The organism is Streptomyces sp. DSM 42067, from assembly GCF_055792885.1.
This window is the reverse complement of sequence record NZ_CM147706.1, coordinates 3,710,287-3,733,898: the sequence shown is the minus strand read 5'-3', so window position 1 is coordinate 3,733,898 and position 23,612 is coordinate 3,710,287. Positions and strand designations below refer to the sequence as shown.

Genomic DNA, 23,612 nt, shown 5'->3' with positions numbered 1-23,612 from the left:
GCGCTACATTCATGGTCCGGGCGCAGTGTGATAGGGGGGCGCTCGGATCGGGTGGGGGCCCGATCCGACGGCAGGTGCCCGGAGTCGTACGCGCACCCGGTTCGGTCCCAGGGGGGAAGTGCGTGCGCGTGGAAAAGTGGCGGGAAGACACCCAAGTGTCGGAGGACACCGAAGAATCGGACGAGCCGGAACGGCCGGACGAGCCGGAACGGCCGGACGAGCCGGAACGCTCGGACAAGCCGGAGCGGCCGGACGACGAGGGCTCGGCGGACGGTGCCGACGGTGCCGCACCCTCGCGCGACAGCGGCGGGTCGGACGATGCCGAGCCGGCGTCCGAAAGCTGGTTTGGACGCGGCCGGGAGCAACAGGACGTCGGTGGCCTCCTGGGCGCCGTGCCCGCGCAGCCGTACCGCGGCGGCCATGAAGACGACCTCGGCTTCGACCACGCTCATGACCCGAACGAGGTCACGGTCCAGCTCGATGCCGTCGGGTACGAAGAGGGCCGGCTGACCGTTCAGGAGAAGAAAAAACAGGGCGGTCACGAAGTCCCGGTGTTCGTGGACGACTCGGGCCGCCGCAGCCGCACACTGCGCCGTATCGGCATGGCCGTCGGCATGGTCTGCGCGGTCTACGCGGTGATCATCGTGGCCACCCTGCTCTCGGGCAACTCGAGCGCACCCTGGCTGCCGATCACCGGCCAGAACGACGACGACAAACCGGCGGGCAAGGTGGAGACGTCACCGCGGCCCGCCGAGCCCGTCAGCCCTTCCGCCTCGGTGGGCACCACACCCGGCGTGAGCCCTTCGGGCACCGACGGCATCACGGCCTCCCCGGGGGCCGGCGCCTCGCCCGATCCCAGCGCCAGCGCGAGCAAGCCCGGCGAGTCCGCCGACCCCGACCCCACGACGAGCAGCAAGCCGGACCCCGAGGAGAGCAGCTCCGCGGACCCCGGTCCCGACCCCGACCCGAGCGGTGAAGAACCCTCGACGCCGGTCGACCCCGAGCCGACGGACACCGGTGAGCCGTCCCCCGAACCGACTCCGTCCACCGGTGAGGGCGGCGACGGCACCGACACCGTGGCGGAGAGCCCGATCGCGGAGGTCCCCGTCGAGCTGGACCCCGGCAGCCCGTCCGAACCGACCGCTCCGTCGTCCCCGTCCTCGGAAAGCACCCTGTAAATGACCTCCCGCCCACGTAGTCCGCAGCGCCGCAGGCTGCCCATGCGCTACCTGCTGCCCTCGCTGCTCCTGGTCGCCCTGCTCGCGATGCTGATGCTCCGCGGCTACGTGCACAGCGAGATCCTCGCCGACCACCGCGTCCGCCCGCCGGTGGCCGCCGACAAGGTGCCGGACGAGATCCTCAAGGGCGGCCCGGTCATCGACACCCGCAGCGGCCGGGAAACCACGCTGACCATGCCGGACCGCCGCCTCGTGCTCACCTTCGACGACGGCCCCGACCCGGAGTGGACCCCCAAGGTCCTCGACGTGCTGGCCGAACACGACGCGCACGCCGTCTTCTTCGTCACCGGCACCATGGCCTCCCGCTACCCGGAGCTCGTGCGGCGCATGGTGGCGGAGGGCCACGAGATCGGGCTGCACACGTTCAACCACCCCGACCTGTCGTACCAGTCCAAGCGCCGCATCGACTGGGAGCTGTCGCAGAACCAGCTCGCTCTCGCGGGCGCCGCCGGTATCCGCACGTCGCTCTTCCGCCCGCCGTACTCGTCGTTCTCCGCCGCCATGGACAACGCGTCGTGGCCCGTCACCGAGTACATCGGCGGCCGCGGCTACATCACCGTCGTCAACAACACCGACAGTGAGGACTGGCGGAGGCCGGGTGCCGACGAGATCATCCGCCGGGCCACGCCGAAGGGCGACCGGGGCGCCATCGTGCTGATGCACGACTCCGGCGGCGACCGCTCGCAGACCGTGGCCGCGCTCGACCGCTTCCTGCCCGAACTGAAGGCGAAGGGGTACGAGTTCGACAACCTCACCGAAGCCCTGGACGCATCGAGCGCCCACACGCCCGTGACCGGCCTCGACCTGTGGAAGGGCAAGGCGTGGGTGTATCTGGTCAAGGCCTCCGAGAACGTGACCGGCGTCCTCGTCGTCGGCCTCGCGGTGATCGGCGTCCTGGTCTTCGCCCGCTTCGGACTCATGCTCGTCCTGTCCGCCGTGCACGCCCGGCGCGTGAGGCGGCGCGGCTTCAGCTGGGGCCCGCCGGTCACCGGACCGGTGTCGGTGCTGGTCCCCGCGTACAACGAGGCAAAGTGCATCACCCACACGGTGAACTCGCTGGCGCAGAGCGACCACCCCATCGAAGTGATCGTCATCGACGACGGCTCCAGCGACGGCACGGCCCGCATCGTCGAGGACATGCGCATACCGAATGTCCGCGTGGTGCGCCAGCTCAACGCCGGCAAGCCCGCGGCGCTCAACCGCGGCCTCGCCAACGCCCGTCACGACATCGTCGTGATGATGGACGGCGACACGGTCTTCGAGCCGTCCACCGTCCGTGAGCTGGTGCAGCCTTTCGGCGACCCGAGCGTCGGCGCCGTCGCGGGCAACGCCAAGGTGGGCAACAAGGACTCGCTCATCGGCGCCTGGCAGCACATCGAGTACGTGATGGGCTTCAACCTCGACCGCCGGATGTACGACATGCTGCGCTGCATGCCCACCATCCCCGGAGCGGTGGGCGCCTTCCGCCGCACGGCCCTTGAGCGGGTCGGCGGCATGAGCGACGACACGCTCGCCGAGGACACCGACATCACCATGGCGATGCACCGCGACGGCTGGCGCGTCGTCTACGCGGAGAACGCCCGCGCCTGGACAGAGGCCCCCGAGTCCGTCCAGCAGCTGTGGTCCCAGCGCTACCGCTGGTCGTACGGCACGATGCAGGCGATCTGGAAGCACCGCAGGGCGATCATCGAGCGCGGCCCGTCCGGCCGCTTCGGGCGGATCGGACTGCCCCTGGTGTCCCTGTTCATGGTGGTCGCCCCGCTGCTGGCCCCGCTGATCGACGTGTTCCTGCTGTACGGGCTGGTCTTCGGCCCCACGCAGAAGACCGTCGGCGCCTGGCTCGGCGTCCTCGCGATCCAGGCCGTCTGCGCGGCCTACGCCTTCCGCCTCGACCGCGAGCGCATGACCCATCTGATATCCCTGCCGCTTCAGCAGCTGCTGTACCGGCAGCTCATGTACGTGGTGCTGCTCCAGTCCTGGATCACCGCCCTCACCGGAGGCCGGCTGCGCTGGCAGAAACTCCGGCGCACGGGAGTGGTGGAGGCGGCGCCCGGCGCCGTGTCCGTGCCTCAGCAGAGGACGGGCAGCACCGGTGATCGGAGGCCGGTGGCATGACGTATCCGTACGGGACCGGGGGTGCCTCTCCCTACGGGACGGGGGCCACCCCCGGGGCAACGCCGCCGGAGGCCACGCCGTCGTTCGGGTTTCCGCAGCAGCGCGGGGGCGGGGCGCTCTACCCGTCGGCCGGCGCGTCGTACGGGCCGACCGGCCTGGATGACGTCCTGGACGACGCGACGCGTCCGTTCAGCACCCCTGAACCGTTGTCGCCACCCACCGAACAGGAGCCTGCCGCGCAGGCGGCGCCCAAGAAGCCGGGCCGCGACCGCTATCTGGACCTGCTGCGCTCCATCGCGCTGGTGCGCGTCGTCGTGTACCACCTCTTCGGCTGGGCCTGGCTGACGGTGCTGTTCCCCTCCATGGGCGTGATGTTCGCGCTGGCGGGCTCGCTCATGGCTCGCTCGCTGAACCGCCCGGCGCTGGGCGTGATCCGGGGCCGCGTCCGCCGACTGCTGCCGCCCATGTGGGCGTTCAGCGCGGCGGTGCTCGTGCTGCTGTTCGCGGGCGGCTGGAACCCGGGCTCCGAACCGGACAACGGAGGCACCTGGGGCTGGGTGAGCCTGTTCAACTACCTGGTCCCGATCGGCGCCCCGCCCTTCCCGTGGCACCTCGGCGACAAGGCGGGCCTCCTCGAGGACACCTGGCCGGCCCAGGCGGCGGGCCCTCTCTGGTACCTGCGCGCGTACCTGTGGTTCGTCATCGCGTCTCCGCTGCTGCTGTGGGCGTTCCGCCGCGTGCCGTGGGCGACGCTGCTCGCCCCGCTGGCGCTGACGGCGGTGGTCGGGACCGGCCTGGTGAAGATCCCGGGCGAGACGGGCAACGCGGTCACGGACTTCGCGGTGTACGGCAGCTGCTGGGTCCTCGGCTTCGCCCACCACGAGGGCCACCTGCAGAAGATCCCCCGCTACATGGCGGTCTCCTGCTCCGCGCTCGTCATGGCGTTCGGCTTGTGGTGGGCGTCCGGCCACCTCGGCCCGGACGGCTGGGATCTGAACGACATCCCGCTCGCCCAGGCCACCTGGTCGTTCGGGTTCGTCGTCATCCTGCTCGTCTACTCACCGTCGTGGCAGCAGCTGCCGGGCCGCCTCGCGCGCTGGGACAAGCTGGTGACCTTGTCGAACAACCGCGCAGTGACGATCTACCTCTGGCACAACGTGCTGATCATGGCCACGGTCCCGCTCATCGACCTGGCCTACGACCTCCCGTTCATGAACGAGCGCCTCTCCTCCGCCCTCGACACGACCTACTCCCTGTGGATGTTCGCGCTCGTCTGGCCCCTGATAGGCCTGATGATCCTGGTCGTGGGCTGGCTCGAGGACCTGGCGGCCAAGCGCAGTCCGCGGCTGTGGCCGAACGGGAGCCGGCGCCGGGCAGCCGTCCGGTGACGCGCTGCCGAGGATCCGCGCGTCAGGGGTGAGCCGCCTCGGCGAGCCTCCTGATGCCGCGCAAGGTGGATGTCGGCGTACGCGCGAACTGCGTACGCCGACGGAAGGGGTCTCAGCGGCGGGTGAGCCACCGGCCCACGCCGACCACCACGGTGAGCAGCAGGACCAGGACGGCCGCGATCGCGATCTTCGTACCCGTATCCATGGTGCTGAACATTTGGGTCTCCTTTTCAGGGGCAATGTGTCGAATTGGTCGTGCGGGTCAGGACTTCTGAGGGTTTCCGGAGGACGATCCGGGGCGGTAGCTGAGCAGGTCGCCCGGTTGGCACTGCAGGACTTCGCAGATCCGGGTCAGGGTGGTGAACCGGATCGCCTTGGCGCGTCCGTTCTTGAGCACGGACAGGTTGACGTTGGTCACGCCGACGCGGTTGGCGAGTTCGGTGAGGGTCATGCCGCGCTCGTTGAGGAGCTTGTCGAGATGTACCTCGATGTCATGGCCCTCGTGGTCGTCGGCGGCCATCAGACGACTCCTTCGAGGTCCTCGCGCATGGACGTGCCTGCGCGGGTGATCCGTGCGAAGGTCAGCAGGCCGAGACCGGTCAGTACGGCCAGGTAGGGAGCTGTCCACATGCTCAGCCAGGTCCCGGCCGAGAAGTCCGCGGTTTCGGCCAGTTCGGCGAGCAGAGCCGCTCTGGCGTTCGCCTCGATGATCTCGACGACCAGGCTGCCGACGAGCAGCCACCAGCCGAGCAGGCGAAGCCTGGATGCCGTCTGCACGGTGTAGACACCGTCCCGCGCCGCTCCCTGAAGGAGTCGGTGCAGCAGGAAGAGTCCGCTGATCAGCAGCAACGTCGATGGCAGTTCGCCGAGTTCGTTGAGCAGACGCAGGTGGGCGTCGGGGCTCTCGGCGCAGTAGCGGGGAATCGAGTCGACCTGCGCCCCGTTCTCGGGGGCGAAGTCGTCGGCGGTGACGGAGCTGGTGGTCGAATCGTCGGCGATGCAGACGAAGACGTCCCCCCAACTGCCATGGATGGTCGAGTAGACGAGTCCTGTCGCCAGCAAGGCCAACAGGGTGCGCAGGACGATGGACACGATCGTGGCCATGGGTTCCAGCATCTTCCGGTCTTCGGTCACGACCCCGCCTTGCTTATCGTTTATCGATGTTATCGAGAAACGATAAGTGGCGGGGCGACGTGAGGCAACCCCTGCAGGCGGCGGAGTCAGTCAGGTGCGCCAAGATCCCGTAAACCAAGGGGACTTCATCGCCGAGCAGTTCGGGTACCAGTACGCGGAAGTCCGGCAGGGGGGTGGGTGGAACGGCTCGCTGAAGATGGTCGCCCTCCCCGACCCCAGCCCGGCGGCGCAGCAGCGTGCCGCGCAGAACTGGGCGCAGTATCCCCAGGCGGGCAGCGGCGGGCCGCTGCCGCCCCTGTTTCCGTCGAGGGAGCTGCGCAACATATGCCGGGTGTAGCATATGGTCATGACGATGAAGCGGACGATGGTCTATGCCGACGCAGATGACATGGCCGTGATCAAGCAGGCCGCTGCCCGGCAAGGGATAAGCGAGGCCGAGATCATCCGTGAGGCACTGCATCTCGCGGCTCTGCGCTACCGCCGACGTGAGAAGCCGCTGGGTCTGCGCCGCTTCAACAGTGGCGATCCCACACTCGCGGACCGGGCCGATGCGATCGTGCGCGAATCGATGGGGTCGGCGAGGACCGAGGATTGATCGTCATCGCCGACACGTCCGGAACGCTCGCTGCGTTCGACACGGCGCATCCGAGCAGCGATCTGGCGTACCAAGTGCTGGAAGAGGCCGGACTCACCGTGTTCTCGCCGCTCGTACTGGCCGAGCTGGATCATGTGGGGCGGCGTGAGCTCGGCGAGGCGCGGGCGCGGGACATGCTCGAGGACATCGTCAATGCTGCGGAGCGGGGTGACTTCGCCATCGCGGAGACCGGCCCCTCGATTCTGCTTCGTGCGCAACAGGTGCAGGCGCGGTACGCCTCGTTGTCGCTGGACCTCGCAGACGCTGTGAATGTGGCGCTCGCAGAGGAGTACGAGACCGATGCGATCCTCACCCTCGACCGGAGGGACTTCCGTGCGGTCCTGCCGCTGACCGAGCACAAGGCGTTCCGGGTGTTGCCAGACGATCCGTAAGCATTGCTGAGACGGCGCAGGGTGCCTGAGAAACGACCTCCGAGAGCACCCATCGCCTCGCCCGGCTCTGTTCCAGGGGCATGGCCCCACGGCCAACCCGTCATGATCCACGGCCGAACCCTCACCGTCCCTTTCTGCCCGGGGTGAGAGCAAAGTTCCCCGGAGGTCACCCGCAGCCACAGCGCGGAAACGCGCCCTCCCTACCTTCGGCTCATCAGCCGAGATACGTGGAGGCGTGAGATGACAGCCCCGAGCACCACCACCGCATCGCGTAAGGGGGGCCGCTGGATCGAGCAGTGGGACCCGGAGAACGAGGAGTTCTGGAAGGAGACCGGTGAGCGCGTCGCACGGCGCAACCTCATCTTCTCCGTCCTGTCCGAGCACATCGGATTCTCGATCTGGACCCTGTGGTCCGTCATGGTCCTCTTCATGGGGCCCGAGTACGGGATCGACCCGGCCGGCAAGTTCTTCCTCGTGGCCATGGCCACCTTCGTCGGGGCGTTCGTTCGCGTTCCGTACACCTTCGCCGTCGCCCGCTTCGGCGGCCGGAACTGGACGGTCATCGCGGCGTCGCTGCTGCTCCTGCCGACCGTCGCCGCGTTCGTGGTGATGGAGCCCGGCACCTCGTACACCACCTTCATGCTGTGCGCGGTCCTCACCGGCGTCGGCGGCGGTAACTTCGCCTCCTCCATGACCAACATCAACTCCTTCTTCCCGCTGCGCAAGAAGGGGTGGGCGCTCGGTCTGAACGCCGGCGGCGGCAACATCGGCGTGCCGGTCGTGCAGCTCGTGGCCCTGGGCGTCATCGGTGCGTCGGGCGGTCCGCGGGTGCTGCTCGGGATCTACATCCCGTTCATCCTGGTCTCCGCGGTGTGCGCCGCGCTCTTCATGGACAGCATCGCCTCGGTCAAGAACGACACCGGCGCGGCGAAGGAAGCCGTCCGTGACGCGCACACCTGGATCATGTCCTTCCTCTACATCGGGACCTTCGGCTCCTTCATCGGCTACAGCTTCGCCTTCGGTCTCGTGCTGCAGACCCAGTTCGGCCGTACGCCGCTGCAGGCCGCGTCGGTCACCTTCATCGGCCCGCTGCTCGGTTCACTGATCCGGCCCTTCGGCGGCTGGCTCGCCGACAAGTACGGCGGCGCCCGCATCACGCTGTGGAACTTCGTCGCCATGGCCGCGGCCACCAGCGTCATCGTGATGGCCTCGATGGAGAAGTCGCTGCCGCTGTTCACCACCGCCTTCATCGCGCTCTTCGTCCTGACGGGCCTGGGCAACGGCTCCACGTACAAGATGATCCCGGGCATCTTCGCTGCCAAGGCCGTGCAGAAGGGGCTCACCGGGGAGGAGGCCGCGGCATACGGGCGCCGGCTGTCCGGTGCCTCGATGGGCCTGATCGGTGCGGTGGGCGCGCTCGGCGGCCTCGGCATCAACCTCGCCTTCCGGCAGTCCTTCATGACGGCGGGCACCGGCACCGGCGCCTTCGTAGCGTTTCTCGCCTTCTACGCGGTGTGCATCGCGGTGACCTGGGCCGTATACCTTCGCCGTCCGGCCGCCGCCGCCTCGTCGGCCGCGGCGACCTCCGAGACAAAGCCGCAGCTCAGCTACGCGGAAGTGTGACGGACGGGACGTCTACATCGGCGGCTGATTGCCGCGGGCACCCGGTCCGGCCGCACCGGCGGCCGGACCGGGTGCCCCGCTGCCGGTCTGTACGGGATGCGCGGTGACGTAACACGGACGACATCGCAATGATCCGAGCCTGTCACGGGCTGTTGGCAGGCTCGGTGAATCCGGAGGACTACCTGACAGCCGTCGGAGAACCACGAGAGCTCGGGACGAGAGCCAATGTTCGACCACAAGGAAGGACCCCTCGCGGGGTTCACCGTCGCGGTGACGGCCGCACGCCGTGCCGATGAGCTCGGCGCCCTGCTGCAGCGGCGCGGAGCCTCCGTCGTGCACGCGCCCGCGCTGCGTATCGTGCCCCTGGCCGACGACAGCGAACTGCTCGCCGCGACCAAGGACGTGATCGACCAGCGGCCCGACGTGGTGGTGGCCACCACCGCCATCGGTTTCCGCGGCTGGGTCGAGGCCGCCGACGGGTGGGGCCTCGGCGAGGCGCTGCTCGACCGGCTGCGCGGCGTCGAGCTGCTCGCCCGCGGCCCCAAGGTCAAGGGCGCCATCCGGGCCGCCGGGCTCACCGAGGAGTGGTCGCCTTCGTCCGAGTCGATGGCCGAGGTGCTGGACCGGCTGCTGGGCGAGGGAGTCGAGGGACGCCGGATCGCGGTGCAGCTGCACGGCGAACCGCTGCCAGGATTCGTCGAGGCGCTGCGGGAAGGGGGCGCGGAGGTCGTCGGCGTACCGGTCTACCGGTGGATGCCGCCGGAGGACATCGCGCCCGTCGACCGGCTCCTCGACCTCGCCGTCTCGCGGGGCGTGGACGCGCTCACCTTCACCAGCGCCCCGGCCGCCGCGTCCCTGCTCTCCCGCGCCGAGACCCGCGGTCGGCTCCCCGAACTGCTCGCGGCCCTGCACCACGACGTTCTCCCCGCCTGCGTCGGCCCCGTCACGGCGCTGCCGCTGCAGGCCCACGGCATCGACACCGTCCAGCCGGAACGCTTCCGGCTCGGCCCCCTCGTACAGCTGCTCTGCCAGGAACTGCCCACCCGCGCCCGTACGTTGCCCATCGCGGGGCACCGTGTGGAGATTCGCGGCCACGCGGTGATGGTGGACGGCTGTCTGCGCCCCGTGCCGCCCGCCGGGATGTCGCTCCTGCGTGCCCTCTCGCGCCGCCCGGGCTGGGTGGTGCCCCGCGCCGACCTGCTGCGCGCACTGCCCGGCGCGGGCCGCGACGAACACGCGGTGGAAACGGCGATGGCCCGCCTGCGCACGGCCCTCGGCACCCCGAAGCTGATCCAGACGGTGGTCAAGCGGGGATACCGGCTGGCCCTGGACCCGGCGGCGGATTCGAAGTACGCGGACGCGTAGGGGTCTCGGCCGCCGATCCCGGCCGCCTTATGAAGCCGGACCGGGGGCCTCGTCGGCCCGGCAGCAGCCCACATTATGGCGGTGGCCCGCCCGCACGTGAGCAGAGCGGCAACACAACGAGGCCGTCGTACCGTATGGGGATGCTCAGCGACGGAATACGGATACGCCGTGCCACCGCCGAAGACGCCCAGGCGCTCGCCGACGCGCAGGTGCGCAATCGGGAGCATCTCCGGCCCACGGAGCCGTATCGCGGCGAGGAGTTCTACACCGCCGAGGGGCAGGCCGCGCGGCTTGCGGAGGCGGGGAGTGCGCGGTGGGTCGTCACCGACGGGCCGCTTGTCGTCGGGCGGGCCGATCTGAGCGGCATAGCGCTCGGGCCGTTCCGCAGTGCCTCCCTCGGCTACTGGATCGACGCGCGGTACGCCGGTCGGGGCCTGATCTCCCGGGCCGTTGAGGAGATATGCCGGGCGGCCCGTGACGAGCTGGGTCTGCACCGCATCCAGGCCGGCACGCTGACCGACAACACCGCCTCGCAGCGCGTCCTCGCGAAGTGCGGTTTCGAACGCATCGGCACTGCTCCCAACTACCTTCACATCAACGGTGCCTGGCGCGACCACCACCTCTTCCAGCGCATCCTGCACGACGAGCACCCTCCCCCACTCTCGGCTTCGCTCGAGCGGGGGGACCCCCATGGGTTCCCGAGCCACTCGGACCGGTAGCAGGGGTTCCGGCGGCGCGCCGGGGCAGGCACTGTAGGGATACGGCACTCACCGGTATCCCCGAGGCGGTGACAGGCTCATGGCATCAGGCGCGACCAGCGCGGCCGCAGCCACCCGTACGTCCCCGGCAGTCGCCCATGCGTCCCCGGCGCAGGCCGCGGCTCCGCCCCCGCACGAGCCGCGGTTCGACGCCGGGCGGATCTGTCTCGACCTGGTGGCGACGGCGTATCCCGACGAGCGGCTCGATTCGGTGGACCGGCTGCGCGCCTGGTGCACGGGCGCGGGGCTCGTCCCCATCGGGACGCCCCTGGCCGAGGCGGAGCCCTCCTGGCTCGCGGCGTTCCACGAACTCCGCTACCACCTACGCCAGTTGGTACGCGGGGAACTCGCGCGACGGCCAGCCGACAGTGCCCTGGAGCGCGTCAACTCACTTGCCCGCCAGGCCCCGCCCGCCCTCAGGGCCGTACGCACCGCCGACGGCACTCTCGTCCGGGCCCTGCATGCCGACCCCGACTGTGTCGCGCTGCTCGCCGCAGTCGCGTGCGACGCCGTCGAGCTGCTGACCGATCCGGTCGCCCGCGCCCGGCTGCGCCAGTGCGAGGGCGACAACTGCCCCCTCATCTATCTGGACACCTCACGCGGGAGGCGTCGGCGCTGGTGTTCGAGCGAGGTGTGCGGCAACCGGGAACGGGTGGCCCGGCACCGCCGCCGCGCGGCACTTGCGCGGACTTGAGCAGCACGCGAGCCGAGGAGGAAAAGGCGAGCAAAGTCCCCTTGAACGGCGGTGAAGTGGCGTATGTCGGTCAAATCCCTGCCTTTGAAAATGCTTTGACGGAGCCTTGAACACAGCGCCGTCCGACTACGTACCCCGATGGTGAGCGACCGGCTGGGAAGCACCGGCTGGGCAGCCCCAGTCGAATCGGGGACACCGGAGGTAGGCGTGCGCAAGGATTCCGCCGTGGCCGATGAACGTACGCCCAGGGCACGACATCGCATGTCCCAGCCCGCGGAACCCGACGAGGAGCTGATGCGCGCCCTCTACCGAGAGCACGCCGGTCCGCTGCTCGCGTACGTGCTCCGGCTGGTCGCGGGGGACCGGCAGCGCGCCGAGGACGTCGTGCAGGAAACGCTCATCCGTGCCTGGAAGAACGCCGGTCAGCTCAATCGTGCGACCGGTTCGGTACGCCCCTGGCTGGTGACGGTTGCCCGCCGCATCGTCATCGACGGTCATCGCAGCCGGCAGGCCCGGCCGCAGGAGGTCGACCCGTCGCCGCTGGAGGTCATCCCCGCGGAGGACGAGATCGACAAGGCGCTGTGGCTGATGACACTCTCGGACGCGCTCGAGGACCTGACCCCCGCGCACCGAGAGGTGCTCGTCGAGACGTATTTCAAAGGGCGTACGGTCAATGAGGCTGCCGCGACGCTCGGCATACCCAGCGGCACGGTGCGCTCGCGGGTGTTCTACGCGCTGCGCTCGATGAAGCTGGCACTGGAGGAGCGGGGGGTGACGGCATGAGCACGTACGACGCGTACGGATCCGGGTACGGATTCCCTGGGTCTCCTACGTCCGGGCAGCAGGGGCCTCAGGGTCCCGATGACGTGCACGAGACGGTCGGCGCCTACGCCCTCGGCATCCTGGACGATGCCGAGGCGACCGCGTTCGAAGCCCATCTGGCGGGCTGCGACTGGTGCGCGCAGCAGCTCGAAGAGCTCGCCGGCATGGAGCCGATGCTCGCGGCGCTCGCCGATCTTCCCGGCACCCAGGGCGATCCCGTCAGGGAGCAGTTCGGCGCACAGCTCGTGGTCAAGCCGAGCCCGAGGCTCACGGAGCGGCTCGTCGACGAGGTCGCGGCCCGGCGCGCGGCCAAGCGCAGGCGCGGTCTGTATCTGGTGGCGGCCGCGGCCGCGCTGATCATCGGCGGCCCGCTGACGGTCATGGCGGTGGACGGCGACGACACGAAAACGCTGGCCGATCCGCATCCGACCAGCCCGGCGGAGCACGCGTTCTTCAACGACATGCCGGAGAAGGTGCAGGCCACGGACGCGTCGACCAAGGTTACCGCCACCATCGGCATGGAGAAGAAGGCCTGGGGCACGCACACCGTCCTGGAGCTGCAGAACGTCAAGGGCCCCGAGAAGTGCTCCCTCATCGCGGTCGGCAAGAACGGCGAGCGCGAGACGGTGACCACCTGGTCGGTCCCCACGTGGGGATACGGCATTCCGGGCAGCACGCACGAGACCGCCAAACACCCCCTGTATGTGCACGGGGGCGCCGCCCTCGATCGCAACGACATCGACCACTTCGAGGTCGAGACGTTCGACGGCAAGCGTCTGGTGGAGGTGGACGTGTAGGAGGGGTGCGCGCCGCGTCCGCGTGACGCGTGCGTGTCGCGTCCGCGTCACGCGTGCGCGCAGCGCATCCGACCCGTCACGCAGCGCACAGGACCGGATGCGCCGGACGGCCGCACCGGCGGTCTACGCAGGGCGTTTGTGCAGGAATGTGCGCACGCAGGTGCACATGGAGGCCCCCTTTCGCGTACGGTGGACGGCTGCCCAGCACGTCAGAAGGGGGCCTCCGGTGGCCGCGCAGGAAGCCGTCGATTCGGCTGCAGATACCGCTGTCGATTCCGTACGCGACCGCGAGATCAGCGTCGAACAGGACCATCTGGATCGCGTGTACCAGCGTCTCGAAGAGAAGATCCACGAGGCCGAGTTCCTGATGCACGACGCCGCCAAGCGCGGTCACGTCGGCACGCCGGGCGCGCTCGCCGAGCGGGACGCGCAGGTCTTCCGTGCCGGAGTCCACCTCAACCGGCTCAACAACGAGTTCGAGGACTTCCTCTTCGGCCGTATCGATCTGCTGACCGGCAAGGACGGCAAGAAGGGTGCCGACGGCGCGTACACAGCTGTCGAGCCGGCCGAGGGCGCCGTGCGGACCGACAACACGGCAGACATCGCCGAGACGCTGCACATCGGCCGTATCGGTGTGCTCGACGCCGACTACTCGCCGCTGGTCATCGACTGGCGCGCCCCGGCCGCCGCGCCCTTCTACCGCTCCACGCCCGTCGACCCCGGCCGGGTCGTCCGCCGTCGTGTCATCCGCTCCAAGGGCCGCAAGGTCCTCGGCGTCGAGGACGACCTCATGCGCCCCGAGCTCACGGCCTACCTGGACGGCCGGCAACTGCCGGTGGTCGGCGACGGCGCGCTGATGGCCGCGCTCGGCCAGGCCCGCACCCACACGATGCGGGACATCGTGGCCTCCATCCAGGCCGAGCAGGACCTGGTGATCCGGGCGCCCGCCGCCTCCGTGACGTACGTCGAGGGCGGCCCGGGCACCGGCAAGACTGCGGTGGCCCTGCACCGCGCCGCCTATCTGCTCTACCAGGACCGGCGCCGGTACGCGGGCGGCATCCTGATCGTCTCGCCGACGCCGCTGCTCGTGGCGTACACGGAAGGCGTCCTGCCGTCCCTCGGCGAGGAGGGCCAGGTGGCGATCCGCGCGGTCGGCTCGCTGGTCGACGGCGCCGAGGCCACGGTCTACGACTCCCCGTCGGTGGCCCGTGTGAAGGGCTCCTCGCGCATGCTGCGGGTGCTGCGGAAGGCGGCGCGGGGCGCACTGGAGCTCGGTCCGGCCGGCCACGCCCCGGCCCAGACCCGGGGTCGTCCCGCGGCGCCCGTCGGTCCGCCCAACCGGCTGCGGGTCGTCGCCTTCGGACGCAGGCTCGAGCTGGAGGGCGAGGCGCTCCAGCGGATCCGCCGGACGGCTCTCGGCGGCACGGCGCCCGTCAACCTGCTCCGCCCCCGCGCCCGCAAGCTGCTGCTCGACGCCCTGTGGCAGCAGTCGGGGGCCGGATCCCGGCACACCGACCCGGAGCTCGCCGCCGAGCTGCGCTCCTCCTTCGACGAGGACATCACCTCCGAGGACGACTTCATCGCGTTCCTGGACGCCTGGTGGCCCGAGCTCACCCCGCGCGGTGTCCTCTCTGCGATGGGCGACGAGAAGCTCCTCGGCCGGTGGGCGCGCCGCGAGCTGAACCCGGGCGAGGTGCGCAGGGTCGCCCGCTCACTGCGGCGCGACGCGCTCTCCGTCCACGACGTGGCCATGCTCGACGAGCTCCAGGCGATCCTCGGCACCCCCTTCAGGCCCCGCAAGAAGCGCGAGCTCGACCCGCTCGAGCAGCTCACGGGCCTGGAGGAGCTCATGCCGGTCCGCGAGGAGTCCTCGCGCGAGCGCGCGGAGCGGCTGGCCCAGGAACGCACCGAGTACGCCCACGTCATCGTCGACGAGGCCCAGGACCTCACCCCCATGCAGTGGCGCATGATCGGCCGCCGCGGACGGCACGCCACCTGGACGATCGTCGGCGACCCGGCCCAGTCCTCCTGGTCCGACCCGGACGAGGCCGCCGAGGCCCGCGACGAGGCCCTCGGCACGCGGCCCCGCCGCCGCTTCACGCTCACCGTGAACTACCGCAACCCGTCCGAGATCGCCGAGCTGGCGGCCCGCGTCCTGGCTCTCGCCATGCCGGGTTCCCCGTCACCGTCCGCGGTCCGCTCGACGGGCGTACAGCCCCGCTTCGCCGTCGTACACGGCGAGGGGATGGCGGAGACGGTGCGGGAGGAGGCCCGCCGCCTGCTGGAACAGGTCGACGGCACCGTCGGCGTCGTCGTCGCGATGAACCGCCGCGAGGAGGCCGCCCGCTGGCTCGCCGGGCTCGGCGAGCGCGTGGTGGCGCTCGGCAGCCTGGAGGCGAAGGGCCTGGAATACGACGCGACGGTGGTCGTCTCACCCGCGGAGATCGCCGACGAGTCGCCCGCCGGACTGCGCGTGCTCTACGTCGCTCTGACCCGCGCGACGCAGCAGCTCACCATCGTCTCGGTGGAACGGGACGAGCCGGACGCGGCCGGGATGCCGGACCTGCTCAGGGACTGATCGGGAACTGCTCAGGGACTGATCGGCACCTGCTCGGGGACTGATCCGGACATGTTGTCGGGACTGATAGGGGTACGGGAATTGCCTTAGGGGGATCGTTTGTTACCGTTGACGTGGCACCGGCTCGATCCAAGCCCCCGGGCCCAACCTTCGTCGCTTCGAGCGACCACTTGCCGCGAGGCGAGCATGGCGGGTCGGTGTCACTGAACGTCGGAGAGGTCCGCGCCATCAGAGGGCGCGGACCTCTTTGTCTGGCTTTGCCCTTTTTCATTGCGCCGTCGGAACGAGCGGTGCGAGAACAAAACGTTCGCAATCCGGGGCGGCTACCGCGTACTCGGCGGTAGGTGACACCATCGGATGACGCTGGCCGTGGACTCGCGGCGGGCGCACGCGACACACGCGACACAAAGGGAAAGCAGAGGAAGTCGGCCATGGCAACGGCGCCCAGCGTCTCCTACTCGATGACGGTCCGGCTGGAGGTGCCCGCGAGCGGAACCGCGGTGTCCCAGCTCACCACGGCCGTGGAGTCCTCCGGAGGCTCGGTCACCGGCCTCGACGTCACCGCTTCCGGGCACGAGAAGCTCCGTATCGACGTCACCATCGCCGCGACCTCCACCGCGCACGCCGACGAGATCGTCGGCAAGCTGCGCACCATCGAGGGCGTCGTCCTGGGCAAGGTCTCCGACCGTACGTTCCTGATGCACCTCGGCGGCAAGATCGAGATGGCGTCCAAGCACCCCATCCGTAACCGTGACGACCTCTCCATGGTCTACACGCCCGGCGTGGCCCGTGTGTGCATGGCGATCGCCGAGAACCCCGAGGACGCCCGCCGCCTCACCATCAAACGAAACTCCGTTGCGGTCGTGACGGACGGCTCCGCCGTGCTGGGCCTCGGCAACATCGGACCCAAGGCAGCGCTGCCCGTGATGGAGGGCAAGGCGGCCCTCTTCAAGCGCTTCGCCGGCATCGACGCCTGGCCGCTCTGCCTCGACACCCAGGACACCGACGCCATCGTCGAGATCGTCAAGGCCATCGCCCCCGGCTTCGCCGGCATCAACCTCGAGGACATCTCCGCACCCCGCTGCTTCGAGATCGAGGCGCGCCTGCGCGAGGCCCTCGACATCCCCGTCTTCCATGACGACCAGCACGGCACCGCGATCGTCGTACTCGCCGCGCTGACCAACGCACTTCGCGTGGTCGGCAAGGCGATCGAGGACGTGCGCGTGGTCATGTCAGGCGCCGGCGCGGCCGGCACGGCCATCCTCAAGCTGTTGATCGCCGCGGGCGTCAAGCACGCCGTCGTGGCCGACATCCACGGCGTGGTGCACGCCGGGCGCCCGGACCTCGTCGACGCGGCCGCGGACTCGCCGCTGCGCTGGATCGCGGACAACACCAACCCCGAGGGCGTCACCGGCACGCTGAAGGAAGCGGTGCGCGAAGCCGACGTGTTCATCGGTGTCTCGGCGCCGAACGTGCTCGACGGCGACGACGTGGCCGCCATGGCCGACGACGCCATCGTGTTCGCGCTCGCGAACCCGGACCCGGAGGTCGAGCCCGCAATCGCCCGTCAGACGGCGGCAGTTGTGGCCACCGGGCGCTCGGACTTCCCGAACCAGATCAACAACGTGCTGGTGTTCCCGGGTGTCTTCCGCGGTCTGCTCGACGCGCAGTCGCGTACGGTCAACACGGAGATGATGCTGGCCGCCGCCACCGCACTCGCGAACGTCGTCACCGAGGACGAGCTCAACCCGAACTACATCATCCCGAGCGTCTTCAACGACAAGGTCGCGGGCGCGGTCGCCGGAGCGGTGCGGGACGCCGCGAAGGCCGCCGGGGTTGCTGTGACGGGTAACACCACCGCCTGACGGGCCGGTGGCCGGGCGTTGTCAGTCCGGGGTATTAGAGTCGGCGCGTCGTGGAACGCGGGGCTTGAGGCCTCCCTCTAGGGTGGCGGGCAGCCAGCCTGAGCCCTGCGGTCCGCTGTCGGGAGTGGACGGAGCGTCATCAATTCGAGGCAGTGGCGCTTTTCGTGTGACTCCCAGGGGTGCCGGATTGGCTTTCCCGCCGCAGGTGGGGGCAGGATGCGTCTCTGGGCGCGAGGGTCTGGCTACGGACCCGGGTCCGGGGACCGACCGAGGACCCTGGCAGCATCGGCTTCGTCGCATCAACATGCGGCTCCGCCGCGTGGCACGCCTCAACGGCAAGAAGAACACGGGAGTACAAAAATGAACCGCAGTGAGCTGGTGGCCGCGCTGGCCGACCGCGCCGAGGTGACTCGCAAGGACGCCGACGCGGTGCTGGCCGCGTTCGCCGAGACGGTCGGCGAGGTTGTTGCCAAGGGCGACGAGAAGGTCACCATCCCCGGCTTCCTCACCTTCGAGCGCACGCACCGTGCCGCTCGCACCGCGCGCAACCCGCAGACCGGCGAGCCGATCAACATCCCGGCCGGCTACAGCGTGAAGGTGTCCGCGGGCTCCAAGCTCAAGGAAGCCGCCAAGGGCCAGTGAGCCCATGCGAAAGGGCGGCCACCCCCTCGGGGTGGCCGCCCTCTCGCTTGCGCTCCTGCGGTGCGGGCGGCTGCGGCCGCCGCGCGCCGCACAAGCCGGGTGGCCCGCCGCGTGGGGGCGCCGCTGTGCCCACCCTCCCCCAAGCTCTCGGCTTCTCCCCCAGCTAACGCTGGGAGGTGCCCCCAGAGCAGGGGGTACCCCCATCGCCCTGGGGGTACCTCCCAGGCCCTTGAGGCACTGGGGAGGCACGACTGCCCACAGCGGCGCGGGGCGCCGACCCGTGCCGCCCACAGCGGCGCGGGTCGCGATCGCCCACAGCGGCGCGGGGCGCCGACCCGTGCCGCCCACAGCGGCGCGGGTCGCGATCGCCCACAGCGACGCGGCGCCGGCTTCTAGAGCGTGCTGCCCGGGAGCTCCACCTTCGCGCCCAGCTCCACCAGCTTCTCCATGAAGTTCTCGTAGCCGCGGTTGATCAGGCCGATGCCGTGGACGCGGGACGTGCCCTGGGCCGCCAGGGCGGCGATCAGGTACGAGAAGCCGCCGCGCAGGTCCGGGATGACCAGGTCGGCGCCCTGCAGCTTCGTGGGGCCCGAAACGACCGCGGAGTGCAGGAAGTTGCGCTGGCCGAAACGGCAGTCGGAGCCGCCCAGGCACTCGCGGTAGAGCTGGATGTGCGCGCCCATCTGGTTCAGCGCGGACGTGAAGCCGAGACGGGACTCGTACACCGTCTCATGGATGATCGACAGGCCGGTGGCCTGCGTGAGCGCGACGACCAGCGGCTGCTGCCAGTCGGTCTGGAAGCCGGGGTGCACGTCCGTCTCCAGCGCGATGGCGTTCAGCGTGCCGCCCGGGTGCCAGAAGCGGATGCCCTCGTCGTCGATCTCGAAGGCGCCGCCCACCTTCCGGTAGGTGTTCAGGAACGTCATCATCGAGCGCTGCTGGGCGCCGTGGACGTAGATGTTGCCCTCGGTCGCGAGCGCGGCGGACGCCCAGGAGGCGGCCTCCAGGCGGTCGGGGAGCGCGCGGTGCGTGTAGCCGCCGAGCTTGTCGACGCCGGTGATACGGATCGTCCGGTCGGTGTCCATCGCGATGATCGCGCCCATTTTCTGCAGGACGCAGATCAGGTCCTCGATCTCCGGCTCCACCGCGGCGTTGGACAGCTCGGTGACGCCCTCGGCGAGGACGGCGGTCAGCAGCACCTGCTCGGTCGCGCCCACGGACGGGTACGGCAGCCGGATCTTGGTGCCGCGCAGCCGCTGCGGCGCCTCCAGGTACTGCCCGTCCGCACGCTTCTCGATCCGCGCGCCGAACTGCCGCAGCACCTCGAAGTGGAAGTCGATCGGCCGGCCGCCGATGTCGCAGCCGCCCAGGCCCGGGATGAACGCGTGCCCGAGCCGGTGCAGCAGCGGACCGCAGAACAGGATCGGGATGCGCGAGGAGCCCGCGTGCGCGTCGATGTCCGCGACGTTCGCGCTCTCGACGTGCGACGGGTCCATCACCAGTTCGCCCGGCTCCTCGCCAGGGCGGACGGTCACACCGTGCAGCTGCAGCAGACCGCGTACGACGCGGACGTCGCGGATGTCGGGGACGTTGCGCAGTCGGCTCGGAGCGCTGCCGAGCAGTGCGGCGACCATGGCCTTCGGCACGAGGTTCTTCGCGCCGCGGACACGGATCTCGCCCTCCAGCGGGGTGCCGCCGTGAACAAGCAGGACATCGTCAGTGACCGTCATGAATCTCGCGTTCCGAGTGAAGGGGGCAGGGCCGAGGAGCAAGCGTAATGGCCGCCTACCCCCCTTCCGTAAGCCCAAGGGGGCCACAGAGAGGTCATGAGTTCGCCACAACACGAAACGTGCCCGATCGTGGACACCCGGTCACCGCCTCACACGTGTGCCCTCACGCTCCTTCGGTCTGCCCGTCCGTCTCCCGCCGCCGCCCTCGATGGGGCCCCACCAGGCCACACCTTCCCTTCGTTGCCGTATTCACTCGGGTAAGGGCATTGGGTGTCCCCATGCGGGGAAGATGCGGGATCATGTCTGCCATGACCGAGGTGTCCTCGCTCACAGGGCGGCTGCTCGTGGCCACCCCCGCCCTGGCGGACCCGAACTTCGACCGCGCGGTGGTGCTCCTCCTCGACCACGACGAGGAGGGCTCGCTCGGCGTCGTCCTCAACCGGCCGACCCCGGTGGACGTCGGCGACATCCTCGAGGGCTGGGGCGATCTCGCGGGGGAGCCGGGCGTCGTGTTCCAGGGCGGCCCGGTCTCGCTCGACTCGGCGCTCGGCATCGCGGTGATCCCCGGCGGCGCGACGGGGGATCGGGCGCCGCTGGGCTGGCGGAGGGTGCACGGCGCGATCGGACTGGTGGACCTGGAGGCACCGCCGGAGCTGCTCGCGTCCGTGCTCGGCTCGCTCCGTATCTTCGCGGGCTACGCCGGATGGGGCCCCGGTCAGCTGGAGGCCGAGCTGACGGAGGGCGCGTGGTACGTGGTCGAGTCGGAGCCCGGCGACGTGTCGTCCCCGGCGCCGGAGCGGCTCTGGCGCGAGGTGCTGCGGCGCCAGCGCAACGAGCTCGCCATGGTGGCCACCTATCCGGACGACCCGTCGCTCAACTGATCCGGGCGGGCTTCAGTACCCTTGGCGTTTATGAGCACTCTTGAGCCCGAGCGCGAGCGCGGAACAGGTACGGGGACCCTCGTAGAGCCGACGCCACAGACGTCGCACGGGGACGGTGACCACGAGCGCTTCGCCCATTACGTCCAGAAGGACAAGATCATGGCGAGCGCCCTCGACGGCACGCCCGTCGTCGCGCTCTGCGGCAAGGTGTGGGTGCCAGGGCGTGACCCGAAGAAGTACCCCGTGTGCCCCATGTGCAAGGAGATCTACGAATCCATGGGCGCCGGCGGCGGGGACAAGGACAAGGGCAAGGGCGGCGACAAGTAACGTCCCTGTGGTCCGCGTGACGCGCGAGCCGTCTCCACTGCGGTGCGGCGCGTCGACCGAGCATGGCCGTGGCTCCCCGGTGCGGGGCGCCACGGCTTTGTCGTACGTGGGGGTGTAGCCGACGCCCGACCCCCACCGCTGCGCCGGTCCGGCCGCAGGCAGGCCCCGGATGCGTGCTCTCTGCGCCTCCGGGGCCTTTGTGCTGCCCGGGCGTTGCACGGAGTGCTTCCGGTGGTCACAGAGTGGTTGAGACCACTTGTGGTCATGTTCATTGAACTTCTAGCCTCCATTGTGTTGTGCATAGCGAAACCGCTATTGCATATGCTGCAACGCCTTCGGAGGATGTCCGATGAAGCTCCCTGCCTCTGCCCGAATGACCGCCTCCGTGGCGGCACTTGTCCTCGCCGGGCTCACCGCCACCGCCTGCGCCCCGGGGACCTCCGCCAGCAGCTCGACCAAGGACGAGAAGAGCGGCACGCTGCGCGTCTGGCTCTTCCAGGAGGTCAACAACGCGCCCAAGCAGAAGGTCGTCGACGCCGCCGTCGACGCCTTCGAAAAGGCCCACGAGGGCACTGAGGTCACCGTCGAGTACATCCCCGTCGAGACCCGCGCGCAGAAGATGAAGGCCGCCTTCAACGACCCGAAGAGCGCCCCCGATGTCGTCGAGTACGGCAACACGGACACCGCCGGCTACGTCCACGACGGCGGACTCGCCGATATCACCAAGGAGTTCGGCGCCTGGGCGGAGGCGAAGGACACCGACCCGACCGCCAAGGAGTCCGTGACGGTCGACGGCAAGGTCTATGGAGCGCCGTTCTTCGTCGGCGTCCGGGCCCTCTACTACCGGACCGACATCTTCAAGGAGATGGGGCTCGACGTCCCGAAGACCCAGGACGAGTTGGCGGCGACCGCCAAGAAGATCCACAAGGCGAAGCCCGACCTGTACGGGATGGCGGTGGGCGGCACGTCCACGTACGCCGCGATGCCCTTCGTCTGGGCGAACGGCGGCGAGTTGGCCGTGGAGAAGGGCGGCACCTACGAGTCCGCCATCGACAGCGCCGCATCCCAGAAGGGCATCAAGGCCTACGCCTCGCTCTTCGGCGATGACAACTGTCCGGCCGCCAAGTGCGCGGCCATGACCGGAAACGACGTCGTGACCGCTTTCGCGTCCGGGAAGGCGGCGATGGCCATCGGCGGTGACTTCAACTACCAGGCCGTCGAGGCCGGCAAGGTCAAGGGCAAGTACGCGGTCGTGCCGCTGCCGGGCGTCAAGGCGGGCGAGACCGCGCCGGCCTTCGCGGGCGGCAACAACCTCGGTGTCATGAAGAGCACGTCGCACCGCACGCTCGCGGTCGATCTGATGGAGCAGCTGGCGGGCAAGGAGACGCAGGAGAAGCTCTTCGACGCCATGGGTTTCCTGCCGACCTACACCGACGTGCGCGACGCCGTTGCCCAGAAGGAACCTTTCGTCGCACCCTTCATCAAGACACTCGACGCAGGGACCAAGTTCGTCCCCGCCTCGCCCGCCTGGGCGCAGATCGACGCGTCCCTGGTGCTGCCGAACCTGTTCCAGGAGGTCATCACCGGCCGTAAGGACGTCGCGACGGCCTCGGGCGACGCGGCGAAGAAGATGGACGACGCGTTCGCGTCCGTGGGCTGAGCCGATGACGCAGAACGCTACTGCCGAGCCGGCCGCCGTGGTCCCCGTGACCACGGCGGCCGCCCCGGCCGCACCCCGCAAGTCCGCCCGCCGTGGCGGCCGCTGGACTCCCTGGCTCTATCTCGCCCCTGCCCTCGTCGTCCTCGCCGGGCTGCTGGTCTACCCGGTCTACCAGCTAGGCCTGATCTCCTTCCTGGAGTACACGCAGGCCCAGGTCAGCGGCGGTGAGCCGACGACCTTCCAGGGCTTCGGCAACTACGCGACGCTGTTCGCGGACGACCAGTTCTGGCAGGTGCTGCTCGCCACGGTGCTGTTCGCCGCCGCCTGCCTCGTCTCGACGCTGGCCGTCGGCTGCGCCCTCGCCGTGCTGCTCACGCGGGTACGGGCCGTGCCGCGGCTCGCCCTGATGCTGGCCGCGCTGGGCGCCTGGGCGACCCCCGCGATCACCGGTTCGACGGTGTGGATGTTCCTCTTCGACCCGGACTTCGGCCCCGTCAACAAGGTGTTCGGGCTCGGCGACTTCTCGTGGACGTACGGCCGCTACAGCGCCTTCGCCCTCGTCCTGCTCGAAGTGGTGTGGTGCTCCTTCCCGTTCGTGATGGTGACCGTCTACGCCGGCATCAAGGCCGTACCGGAGGAGGTCCTCGAGGCTGCCGCGCTGGACGGCGCATCGCAGTGGCGCATCTGGCGCTCGGTCCTCGCGCCCATGCTGCGGCCGATACTCACGGTCGTCACCATCCAGTCGGTCATCTGGGACTTCAAGGTCTTCACGCAGATCTACGTGATGACGAACGGCGGCGGAATCGCCGGCCAGAACCTGGTCCTGAACGTGTACGCGTACCAGAAGGCGTTCGCGTCCTCGCAGTACAGCCTCGGCTCGGCGATCGGCGTCGTGATGCTGCTGATCCTGCTCGCGATCACGCTGGTCTATCTGCGGCTGCTGCGGCGGCAGGGGGAGGAGCTGTGAGC

At 69.8% G+C, this 23,612-nt stretch carries 21 protein-coding genes and 1 pseudogene; 19 read left to right on the top strand and 3 right to left on the bottom strand.

What is annotated here, in order from left to right:
• The first annotated feature begins 155 nt into the window (after positions 1–155).
• The 3 genes from ACSMXV_RS17295 to ACSMXV_RS17285 are packed head-to-tail and all read left to right on the top strand — an operon-like array spanning position 156 to position 4,741.
• A complete protein-coding gene (locus tag ACSMXV_RS17295) occupies positions 156–1,178 on the top strand; it encodes a hypothetical protein (RefSeq protein WP_473178483.1) in 1,023 nt (340 codons plus the stop codon).
• Complete coding sequence (locus ACSMXV_RS17290; RefSeq protein WP_473178482.1) at positions 1,179–3,353, top strand: bifunctional polysaccharide deacetylase/glycosyltransferase family 2 protein; 2,175 nt, start codon at positions 1,179–1,181, stop codon at positions 3,351–3,353. It abuts the gene before it with no gap.
• A complete protein-coding gene (locus ACSMXV_RS17285; RefSeq protein ID WP_473178481.1) occupies positions 3,350–4,741 on the top strand; it encodes an acyltransferase family protein in 1,392 nt (463 codons plus the stop codon). Before ACSMXV_RS17290 ends, ACSMXV_RS17285 begins: the two co-directional genes overlap by 4 nt.
• A 262-nt stretch (positions 4,742–5,003) precedes the next feature.
• Here ACSMXV_RS17285 and ACSMXV_RS17280 read toward each other — a convergent pair whose 3' ends face one another.
• Both ACSMXV_RS17280 and ACSMXV_RS17275 read right to left on the bottom strand, forming a co-directional pair.
• Positions 5,004–5,261, bottom strand: coding sequence for a helix-turn-helix domain-containing protein (locus tag ACSMXV_RS17280; protein ID WP_181660416.1), 258 nt, complete (start codon positions 5,259–5,261; stop codon positions 5,004–5,006).
• Complete coding sequence (locus tag ACSMXV_RS17275) at positions 5,261–5,875, bottom strand: DUF2975 domain-containing protein (RefSeq protein ID WP_473178480.1); 615 nt, start codon at positions 5,873–5,875, stop codon at positions 5,261–5,263. Before ACSMXV_RS17275 ends, ACSMXV_RS17280 begins: the two co-directional genes overlap by 1 nt.
• A 124-nt stretch (positions 5,876–5,999) precedes the next feature.
• Here ACSMXV_RS17275 and ACSMXV_RS17270 point away from each other — a divergent pair.
• The 12 genes and pseudogenes from ACSMXV_RS17270 to ACSMXV_RS17215 all read left to right on the top strand — a co-directional run.
• Positions 6,000–6,179: pseudogene (locus ACSMXV_RS17270) on the top strand (hypothetical protein); the annotation flags it as partial.
• A 42-nt stretch (positions 6,180–6,221) separates the two neighbouring features.
• Positions 6,222–6,470, top strand: a complete 249-nt coding sequence (locus ACSMXV_RS17265; protein WP_473178479.1) for a ribbon-helix-helix protein, CopG family — start codon at positions 6,222–6,224, stop codon at positions 6,468–6,470.
• A complete protein-coding gene (locus tag ACSMXV_RS17260) occupies positions 6,467–6,901 on the top strand; it encodes a PIN domain-containing protein (protein ID WP_473178478.1) in 435 nt (144 codons plus the stop codon). The genes ACSMXV_RS17265 and ACSMXV_RS17260 overlap by 4 nt, the downstream gene beginning before the upstream one ends.
• A 240-nt stretch (positions 6,902–7,141) precedes the next feature.
• Positions 7,142–8,524 (top strand): nitrate/nitrite transporter, encoded by a 1,383-nt coding sequence (locus ACSMXV_RS17255; protein WP_473178477.1) that lies wholly within the window; start codon positions 7,142–7,144, stop codon positions 8,522–8,524.
• 225 nt (positions 8,525–8,749) lie between these two features.
• Positions 8,750–9,889: a uroporphyrinogen-III synthase gene (locus ACSMXV_RS17250; RefSeq protein ID WP_473178476.1), complete on the top strand. Its 1,140-nt coding sequence runs from the start codon at positions 8,750–8,752 to the stop codon at positions 9,887–9,889.
• Positions 9,890–10,029: 140 nt separating this feature from the next.
• On the top strand, positions 10,030–10,608 hold the full coding sequence (locus tag ACSMXV_RS17245) for a GNAT family N-acetyltransferase (RefSeq protein ID WP_473178475.1): 579 nt from the start codon (positions 10,030–10,032) through the stop codon (positions 10,606–10,608).
• Positions 10,609–10,687: 79 nt separating this feature from the next.
• A complete protein-coding gene (locus ACSMXV_RS17240) occupies positions 10,688–11,341 on the top strand; it encodes a CGNR zinc finger domain-containing protein (RefSeq protein WP_473178474.1) in 654 nt (217 codons plus the stop codon).
• 261 nt (positions 11,342–11,602) lie between these two features.
• On the top strand, positions 11,603–12,124 hold the full coding sequence (locus ACSMXV_RS17235; RefSeq protein WP_067273687.1) for a sigma-70 family RNA polymerase sigma factor: 522 nt from the start codon (positions 11,603–11,605) through the stop codon (positions 12,122–12,124).
• Positions 12,121–12,960 (top strand): anti-sigma factor family protein, encoded by an 840-nt coding sequence (locus ACSMXV_RS17230; protein WP_473178473.1) that lies wholly within the window; start codon positions 12,121–12,123, stop codon positions 12,958–12,960. The genes ACSMXV_RS17235 and ACSMXV_RS17230 overlap by 4 nt, the downstream gene beginning before the upstream one ends.
• A gap of 226 nt (positions 12,961–13,186) precedes the next feature.
• On the top strand, positions 13,187–15,538 hold the full coding sequence (locus ACSMXV_RS17225; protein ID WP_473178472.1) for a HelD family protein: 2,352 nt from the start codon (positions 13,187–13,189) through the stop codon (positions 15,536–15,538).
• Between the two features lie 431 nt (positions 15,539–15,969).
• A complete protein-coding gene (locus tag ACSMXV_RS17220; RefSeq protein ID WP_181660406.1) occupies positions 15,970–17,403 on the top strand; it encodes an NAD-dependent malic enzyme in 1,434 nt (477 codons plus the stop codon).
• Positions 17,404–17,763: 360 nt separating this feature from the next.
• A complete protein-coding gene (locus ACSMXV_RS17215) occupies positions 17,764–18,045 on the top strand; it encodes an HU family DNA-binding protein (RefSeq protein WP_067273695.1) in 282 nt (93 codons plus the stop codon).
• A 392-nt stretch (positions 18,046–18,437) separates the two neighbouring features.
• On the opposite strand, the gene murA is transcribed toward ACSMXV_RS17215, so the two are convergent.
• Complete coding sequence (murA, locus tag ACSMXV_RS17210) at positions 18,438–19,775, bottom strand: UDP-N-acetylglucosamine 1-carboxyvinyltransferase (RefSeq protein ID WP_181660405.1); 1,338 nt, start codon at positions 19,773–19,775, stop codon at positions 18,438–18,440.
• Between the two features lie 308 nt (positions 19,776–20,083).
• Between murA and ACSMXV_RS17205 the strand changes: the two genes are divergently transcribed.
• The 4 genes from ACSMXV_RS17205 (at position 20,084) to ACSMXV_RS17190 (ending at position 23,610) form a co-directional block, all read left to right on the top strand.
• Entirely contained in the window at positions 20,084–20,656 is a 573-nt protein-coding gene (locus ACSMXV_RS17205; protein WP_473178972.1) for a YqgE/AlgH family protein, read from the top strand.
• Positions 20,657–20,686: 30 nt separating this feature from the next.
• On the top strand, positions 20,687–20,983 hold the full coding sequence (locus tag ACSMXV_RS17200; protein ID WP_181660404.1) for a DUF3039 domain-containing protein: 297 nt from the start codon (positions 20,687–20,689) through the stop codon (positions 20,981–20,983).
• A 349-nt stretch (positions 20,984–21,332) separates the two neighbouring features.
• Positions 21,333–22,643 (top strand): extracellular solute-binding protein, encoded by a 1,311-nt coding sequence (locus ACSMXV_RS17195; protein ID WP_473178471.1) that lies wholly within the window; start codon positions 21,333–21,335, stop codon positions 22,641–22,643.
• Between the two features lie 4 nt (positions 22,644–22,647).
• Positions 22,648–23,610 carry a carbohydrate ABC transporter permease gene (locus ACSMXV_RS17190; protein ID WP_473178470.1) on the top strand — a complete coding sequence of 321 codons (963 nt, stop codon included), beginning with the start codon at positions 22,648–22,650 and terminating at the stop codon, positions 23,608–23,610.
• Positions 23,611–23,612: the final 2 nt, after the last annotated feature.

Excerpts from the sequence above, each read along its gene's own strand:
- ACSMXV_RS17290 (WP_473178482.1), top strand. The coding sequence starts at position 1,179 with ATGACCTCCCGCCCACGTAGTCCGCAGCGCCGCAGGCTGCCCATGCGC.
- ACSMXV_RS17285 (WP_473178481.1), top strand. The coding sequence starts at position 3,350 with ATGACGTATCCGTACGGGACCGGGGGTGCCTCTCCCTACGGGACGGGG.
- ACSMXV_RS17280 (WP_181660416.1), bottom strand. The coding sequence starts at position 5,261 with ATGGCCGCCGACGACCACGAGGGCCATGACATCGAGGTACATCTCGAC.
- ACSMXV_RS17265 (WP_473178479.1), top strand. The coding sequence starts at position 6,222 with ATGACGATGAAGCGGACGATGGTCTATGCCGACGCAGATGACATGGCC.
- ACSMXV_RS17255 (WP_473178477.1), top strand. The coding sequence starts at position 7,142 with ATGACAGCCCCGAGCACCACCACCGCATCGCGTAAGGGGGGCCGCTGG.
- ACSMXV_RS17250 (WP_473178476.1), top strand. The coding sequence starts at position 8,750 with ATGTTCGACCACAAGGAAGGACCCCTCGCGGGGTTCACCGTCGCGGTG.
- ACSMXV_RS17245 (WP_473178475.1), top strand. The coding sequence starts at position 10,030 with ATGCTCAGCGACGGAATACGGATACGCCGTGCCACCGCCGAAGACGCC.
- ACSMXV_RS17240 (WP_473178474.1), top strand. The coding sequence starts at position 10,688 with ATGGCATCAGGCGCGACCAGCGCGGCCGCAGCCACCCGTACGTCCCCG.
- ACSMXV_RS17235 (WP_067273687.1), top strand. The coding sequence starts at position 11,603 with ATGTCCCAGCCCGCGGAACCCGACGAGGAGCTGATGCGCGCCCTCTAC.
- ACSMXV_RS17230 (WP_473178473.1), top strand. The coding sequence starts at position 12,121 with ATGAGCACGTACGACGCGTACGGATCCGGGTACGGATTCCCTGGGTCT.
- ACSMXV_RS17220 (WP_181660406.1), top strand. The coding sequence starts at position 15,970 with ATGGCAACGGCGCCCAGCGTCTCCTACTCGATGACGGTCCGGCTGGAG.
- ACSMXV_RS17215 (WP_067273695.1), top strand. The coding sequence starts at position 17,764 with ATGAACCGCAGTGAGCTGGTGGCCGCGCTGGCCGACCGCGCCGAGGTG.
- murA (WP_181660405.1), bottom strand. The coding sequence starts at position 19,775 with ATGACGGTCACTGACGATGTCCTGCTTGTTCACGGCGGCACCCCGCTG.
- ACSMXV_RS17205 (WP_473178972.1), top strand. The coding sequence starts at position 20,084 with ATGACCGAGGTGTCCTCGCTCACAGGGCGGCTGCTCGTGGCCACCCCC.
- ACSMXV_RS17200 (WP_181660404.1), top strand. The coding sequence starts at position 20,687 with ATGAGCACTCTTGAGCCCGAGCGCGAGCGCGGAACAGGTACGGGGACC.
- ACSMXV_RS17195 (WP_473178471.1), top strand. The coding sequence starts at position 21,333 with ATGAAGCTCCCTGCCTCTGCCCGAATGACCGCCTCCGTGGCGGCACTT.
- ACSMXV_RS17190 (WP_473178470.1), top strand. The coding sequence starts at position 22,648 with ATGACGCAGAACGCTACTGCCGAGCCGGCCGCCGTGGTCCCCGTGACC.